The organism is Candidatus Erwinia dacicola (assembly GCF_001756855.1).
Classification (GTDB): Bacteria; Pseudomonadota; Gammaproteobacteria; order Enterobacterales; family Enterobacteriaceae; genus Erwinia; species Erwinia dacicola.
The window spans coordinates 1-6,225 of the sequence record NZ_MAYS01000277.1; the positions used below are offsets into that span (position 1 = coordinate 1).

Below are 6,225 nucleotides of genomic sequence, written 5' to 3' on the forward strand. Positions count from 1 at the left end.
GTTAAAAGCGGGGTCGGTATTGCGTCTGAGTTCCCTGCTAATAGTGGAGCAGGACAGATTAAGCTCTCTGGCGATGGTAGCCAGTTTTACACCTTCACTACGCCGCTTTTCAATGTAGAACCGCTCTTTCTGAGTCAGATGTTTTCCCTGCATGCAACAAGCTCTCCAGTAAGACCAGAACGGAGATTTTATCCGGGTCTGGCCAGTGGGTCACTTTGTTGCGTTTCGAGTGGAAATGGGGCGCTTAGCGTTGCACTTCAAACTTGAATCCGCCACTCATCAATAAATTTGCAACAGTGCCTATCGTGACGCTGATCGAACTCTGGCCGGAGGAAACTCTTGCTATCTCGCTGACCCTCGACTCATTATTACAGCGCTCATTCCTGCACTGGCTGCGCGATATGCTGCCGCAATGCACTAAATTGCAAAGAAAACGTATTTTATTTGAACTTGCAGAAGCGGATGTGTGTCAACACATCAGCCGCTTAGAACCGGTGTTCCGTTTACTTTACGGTTTTAGCTGTAGCGTAGCGGTGAATCAGGCAGGGTTAACGGTGATCAGTACCGCCTATATCAAGCAGTTTCAGGTGCGGCTGATCAAGCTGTATCCGGACTTGGTACGCAATATCGACCAACGTACCGAAAATCAGCTGTTTATACAAAGCCTGCTGGAGAGCTATAAGCAGACTTCGACTGAGGTTTTTGCCGCGGGAATGCGTTTTAAGGAAGAGTGGCAAACCCTAGTTGAGCTAGGCGTAACCGGGGGGCAGGGGGGCTTTCGCCACCTCACAACCGGTTAACAGCAGTGTAAAAAATATTTGCAAAGATATCAAGTTTAGTCTCATGTCTGGCGGGTTTTCACGTAGAATACACGCGCGGTCGTGGTGAGATGCGGCTTTGTCGCTGACCCAAGCGAAACTGAAAATATTAATTTTTATGTATGTTATGTCCGCTAACTCGTTGGAAAACTAGGGCAGATTTCCGGAATGACGGTCTCTGTTTTACAACAGATGCTTAAGGTTGTGACGCTGGCATGAGGTAGCATAACTTTTCACCGGAGCAGAACTTTTTTGCGCCTTGTCGCTGCTTCGTGTGGTTGGTAAAGTAAGCGGATTTTATTTTCCGTCCCCAGCTTGCAGGATTATCCTTTAGTATGTTTAAAAAATTCCGTGGCATGTTTTCCAACGATTTGTCCATCGACTTGGGTACCGCCAATACCCTGATTTACGTGAAAGGGCAGGGCATTGTTCTTAATGAGCCTTCCGTCGTTGCTATCCGTCAAGATCGTGCCGGTTTCCCCAAAAGCGTGGCGGCAGTCGGTCATGACGCAAAACAGATGCTGGGTCGTACCCCCGGTAATATCGCAGCTATTCGCCCAATGAAAGATGGCGTTATCGCCGACTTCTTTGTCACCGAAAAAATGCTGCAGCACTTTATCAAACAGGTTCACAGCAACAGCTTCATGCGCCCAAGCCCGCGCGTGCTGGTGTGTGTACCGGTGGGCGCGACTCAGGTTGAACGTCGTGCCATTCGCGAATCTGCGCAGGGTGCAGGGGCACGTGAAGTGTTCCTGATTGAAGAACCGATGGCTGCGGCGATCGGTGCTGGCCTGCCCGTTTCTGAAGCGACCGGCTCAATGGTGGTGGATATCGGTGGTGGTACCACTGAAGTGGCCGTGATCTCGCTGAACGGTGTGGTTTACTCCTCTTCCGTACGTATCGGCGGTGACCGCTTCGACGAAGCGATTATTAATTATGTGCGCCGTAACTACGGCTCTCTGATTGGTGAAGCCACCGCAGAGCGTATTAAGCATGAGATCGGTTCAGCCTACCCGGGCGACGAAGTGCGCGAAATTGAAGTACGTGGTCGTAACTTGGCAGAAGGGGTTCCGCGTGGCTTCACTCTGAACTCCAACGAGATCCTCGAAGCGCTGCAGGAGCCGTTAACCGGCATCGTGAGCGCGGTGATGGTTGCGCTGGAACAGTGTCCGCCAGAGCTGGCATCTGACATTTCAGAACGTGGCATGGTATTGACCGGTGGTGGGGCGCTGCTGCGTAACTTGGACCGCCTGCTTATGGAAGAGACCGGAATCCCGGTGGTCGTTGCAGAAGATCCGTTGACCTGCGTTGCGCGCGGCGGTGGTAAAGCGTTGGAAATGATCGACATGCACGGCGGCGATTTGTTCAGCGAAGAATAATCTCCTTGAAGGAGTGCCAAGGTGCTGCCCGCATTCCTTTTTCATGTTGTCGAGGAAAACGCCGAGTTTATGAAGCCGATGTTCAGCAGGGGGCCTTCCCTGCAGTTACGCTTATTTTTAGCGGTTATAGTGGCAATAGGCGTAATTGTTGCCGACAGTCGTATGGGAGCTTTTTCCCAGATCCGCACCTATATGGACACTGCCGTCAGTCCATTCTACTTCCTAGCTAACGGGCCGCGTCAAATTCTGGACAATATTTCTGAAACATTGTCCTCCCGCCAGCAACTCGAGCTTCAAAATAAAGCCTTACAGCGTGAACTGATGCTGAAAAACAGCGAACTGCTGATGCTGGGTCAGTTTAAGCAGGAAAACGCCCGCTTACGCGAACTGCTGGGTTCACCACTGCGTCAGGATGAGCAGAAAATGGTGACGCAGGTGATCTCCACCGGTACCGATCCTTACACCGACCAAGTAGTGATCGACAAAGGCAGCGTCAACGGCGTGTATGAAGGTCAGCCGGTGATCAGCGATAAAGGCGTGGTCGGCCAGGTGGTAGCGGTGGGTAAAATAACCAGCCGCGTGCTGTTGATCTGCGATGCTTCTCACGCGCTGCCTATTCAGGTGCTGCGCAGTGACATCCGGGTGATTGCTGCCGGTAACGGCTGCACTGAAGATCTGCAGCTCGAGCATCTGCCTGGTAACACCAATATCCGCGTCGGTGATGTGCTGGTGACCTCCGGGCTGGGCGGACGCTTCCCTGAAGGCTACCCAGTTGGCGTGGTGTCATCAGTGAAAGTTGATACCCAGCGCGCTTATACCGTGATCCAAGCGCGTCCAACCGCTGGCCTGCAGCGCCTGCGTTATCTGCTGCTGTGGGGCGCAGATCGCAATGGCACGATGCCAATAGCGCCGGATGAAGTGCACCGCGTGGCCAACGAGCGCCTGATGCAAATGATGCCGCAGGTGTTACCGCAGGCCAGTGAAGTCGTCGGGCCACCGGCACCGGCAGCCCCTGCGGTGACAACGCAAACTGCCGCGTCGGCAACGGTGCCTGTCCGCACCCAGCCCGCCGAGCGTAGGGTGCAGCCTTGAGTCGCTATCGCAGTCAGGGGCGCTGGGTCATCTGGCTCTCCTTCCTAGTCGCGCTGGTCCTGCAAATTATGCCGTGGCCCGAACAGTTCTACATGTTCCGACCTTCTTGGTTGTTGCTGATCCTCATTTACTGGACGCTGGCGCTGCCGCACCGCGTGAATGTCGGCACCGGCTTCGTGATGGGATCTATAATGGATCTTATCTCCGGTTCGACCCTCGGCGTGCGTGCCCTAGCGCTGAGCATCGTCGCATACTTGGTGGCATTTAAATTTCAGCTATTACGCAATCTGGCGCTGTGGCAGCAGGCACTAATGGTGATGGTGCTGTCGCTGGCGATGGATGTTGTTGTTTTCTGGGCGGAATTTTTAGTGATTAATGTCTCTTTTCGCCCAGAAATATTCTGGAGCAGCGTCGTCGACGGTGTCCTCTGGACGTGGTTGTTCTTACTGATGAGAAAAATTCGCCGCCAGTTTGCCGTTCAATAAAGGACAATTATGGTATCCCTGTATCTGGCTTCTGGCTCCCCCCGTCGTCGTGAACTGTTGACTCAGCTTGGCCTGTTATTTGAATGCCTCACCACCGAGGTCGAAGAGCAGCGGCATGATGGCGAAATGGCGCAGCAGCATGTACGCCGCCTTGCCCATGATAAAGCGCAGGCGGGTGTCGCCGTGGCGGCACAGGATCTACCGGTGCTGGGGGCGGATACCATCGTCGTACTGAATAATGAAGTGCTGGAGAAGCCGCGCGATAGTGCTGCCGCAGGCGCGATGCTGGCGAAGCTCTCCGGCCAGACGCATCAGGTCATGACCGCCGTTGCGCTGGCAGACCGCCAGCAAACGCTGGATTGCCTAGTGATAACTGACGTCACTTTCCGCGTGCTCACGCCCGAAGATATTGCCAGCTATGTTGCCAGCGGTGAACCGATGGACAAAGCTGGAGCATACGGTATTCAGGGACTGGGCGGCAACTTTGTCAGAAAAATTAATGGAAGCTATCACGCGGTCGTTGGGCTGCCACTTGTGGAAACCGCCGAGCTGTTCAGCCATTTTCAGTCGCTGCGTGAAGTGAGAGGTCAAGATGACAGCTGAACTACTGGTAAATATTACCTCTTCAGAAACCCGCGTTGCCTATATTGATGGCGGGATCCTGCAAGAGATCCACATTGAGCGTGAAGCGCGCCGCGGTATCGTAGGTAACATCTACAAGGGCCGCGTTAGCCGGGTACTGCCGGGAATGCAGGCAGCCTTTGTCGATATCGGCCTAGAAAAAGCCGCGTTCCTGCACGCTTCCGATATTATGCCGCACACCGAATACGTGGCGCGTGACGAAAAGAAAAACTTTATCGTGCGCGATATCTCCGATCTGGTGCGTCAGGGCCAGGACCTGATGGTGCAGGTGGTAAAAGATCCGCTCGGTACCAAAGGTGCGCGTCTGACTACCGACATTACCCTGCCTTCGCGCTATCTGGTATTTATGCCGGGCGCATTGCACGTAGGCGTTTCGCAGCGCATTGAGAGCGAAGCCGAGCGTGACCGCCTGAAGGCCGTGGTCGCCGGTTACTGCGACGAACTGGGCGGCTACATTATCCGGACCGCTGCCGAAGGCGTGGGTGAAGATGAGCTGGCGTCCGACGCAGCATTCCTTAAGCGGCTGTGGACCAAAGTGATTGAGCGTAAGAAGCGCAACCAGACGCGTTGCCGCCTGTATGGAGAAGTTGCCCTGTCGCAGCGCATTCTGCGTGACTTTGCCAGTGCTGCGCTTGACCGCATCCGCATCGACTCGCGTCTGATCTTCGAATATCTGGTGGAATTTACCGGTGAATATATCCCGGAGATGACCGCCAAGCTGGAGCTGTATACCGGCAAGCAGCCAATCTTCGATCTGTTTGATGTGGAAAACGAGATCCAGCGTTCTCTCGACCGTAAGATTGAGCTGAAATCCGGCGGCTACCTGATCATCGACCAGACAGAAGCGATGACCACCATCGATATCAATACCGGCGCTTTTGTCGGCCACCGCAATTTCGAAGAGACCATTTTTAATACCAATATTGAAGCCACGCAGGCGATTGCCCGCCAGCTACGCTTGCGCAATCTGGGCGGCATTATTATGATCGACTTTATCGACATGAATAATGAAGATCACCGCCGCCGCGTGCTGCACTCGCTCGACCAAGCGCTGAGTAAAGATCGGGTAAAAACCGGGGTCAACGGCTTCTCCCAGCTCGGGCTGGTGGAGATGACGCGTAAGCGCACGCGTGAAAGTATTGAGCATGTATTGTGTCAGGATTGCCCAGTATGCAAAGGTCGCGGCATGCTGAAAACCGTGGAAACGGTGTGTTACGAGATCATGCGTGAAATCGACAGGGTGCATCATGCCTATGACTCCGATCGTTTCCTAGTCTATGCTTCTCCCGCGGTCGGCGAAGCGCTGAAAAGCGAGGAGTCGCACGCGCTGGCGGAAATGGAAATATTTGTCGGCAAACAGGTTAAAGTCCAGGTTGAACCGCTCTATACCCAGGAGCAGTTTGACGTGGTGATGATGTAGATTTAGGCTGTGACAAGGAGAGGTATGTGAGGCGATTTTTGAGGGTTTTGCTACTGACGGGCGCAACGTTAGTCGTGGTGACTGCGCTACTGGTCAGTGGCTTACGCCTGCTGATGCCTCATCTCAACGGCTGGCGCACGACTGTCCTTGAACATATCTCCTCCGCCACCGGCGTGCTGGTGCAGGCCAGCTTGTTAGAAGGTAGCTGGGAAAACTACGACCCGCGCCTTGATGGTTAGGAGATTGAATCGCCTCTTCTGAGAGCGCCCAACCATGAATGTCAGAACGAACTATCCCTTTGATGCTGGAGCCGTGCGTAGGTTTAAGTATGAAAATGCAGTTTTTGTCGTGTTTTTAACCGAAAATCCATTTTTTAGGCAAACTTATCC

6 protein-coding genes and 2 pseudogenes are annotated in these 6,225 nt (G+C 53.7%); 7 read left to right on the forward strand and 1 reads right to left on the reverse strand.

Features of this window, described 5'->3' with window-relative positions; genetic code table 11:
- On the reverse strand, positions 1-153 hold a 153-nt coding region (locus BBW68_RS20640; protein WP_148127601.1), incomplete at its 3' end, for a helix-turn-helix domain-containing protein.
- Positions 154-302: 149 nt separating this feature from the next.
- Here BBW68_RS20640 and BBW68_RS08290 point away from each other — a divergent pair.
- The 7 genes and pseudogenes from BBW68_RS08290 to BBW68_RS08320 all read left to right on the forward strand — a co-directional run.
- Positions 303-839 (forward strand): annotated as a pseudogene (locus tag BBW68_RS08290) (EAL domain-containing protein); the annotation flags it as partial.
- A 314-nt stretch (positions 840-1,153) separates the two neighbouring features.
- Entirely contained in the window at positions 1,154-2,197 is a 1,044-nt protein-coding gene (gene mreB, locus BBW68_RS08295; RefSeq protein WP_070134878.1) for a rod shape-determining protein MreB, read from the forward strand.
- Positions 2,198-2,266: 69 nt separating this feature from the next.
- Positions 2,267-3,289 carry a rod shape-determining protein MreC gene (gene mreC, locus BBW68_RS08300; protein WP_070134888.1) on the forward strand — a complete coding sequence of 341 codons (1,023 nt, stop codon included), beginning with the start codon at positions 2,267-2,269 and terminating at the stop codon, positions 3,287-3,289.
- The gene (gene mreD, locus BBW68_RS08305; RefSeq protein ID WP_070134880.1) at positions 3,286-3,774 is read left to right on the forward strand and encodes a rod shape-determining protein MreD; all 489 of its coding nucleotides are present in this window, start codon (positions 3,286-3,288) and stop codon (positions 3,772-3,774) included. Before mreC ends, mreD begins: the two co-directional genes overlap by 4 nt.
- A 9-nt stretch (positions 3,775-3,783) precedes the next feature.
- Positions 3,784-4,377 carry a Maf family protein gene (locus BBW68_RS08310; protein ID WP_070134882.1) on the forward strand — a complete coding sequence of 198 codons (594 nt, stop codon included), beginning with the start codon at positions 3,784-3,786 and terminating at the stop codon, positions 4,375-4,377.
- Positions 4,367-5,836 (forward strand): ribonuclease G, encoded by a 1,470-nt coding sequence (gene rng / locus BBW68_RS08315; RefSeq protein ID WP_070134884.1) that lies wholly within the window; start codon positions 4,367-4,369, stop codon positions 5,834-5,836. The genes BBW68_RS08310 and rng overlap by 11 nt, the downstream gene beginning before the upstream one ends.
- A 26-nt stretch (positions 5,837-5,862) precedes the next feature.
- Positions 5,863-6,069 (forward strand): annotated as a pseudogene (locus BBW68_RS08320) (YhdP family protein); the annotation flags it as partial.
- Positions 6,070-6,225 lie beyond the last annotated feature (156 nt).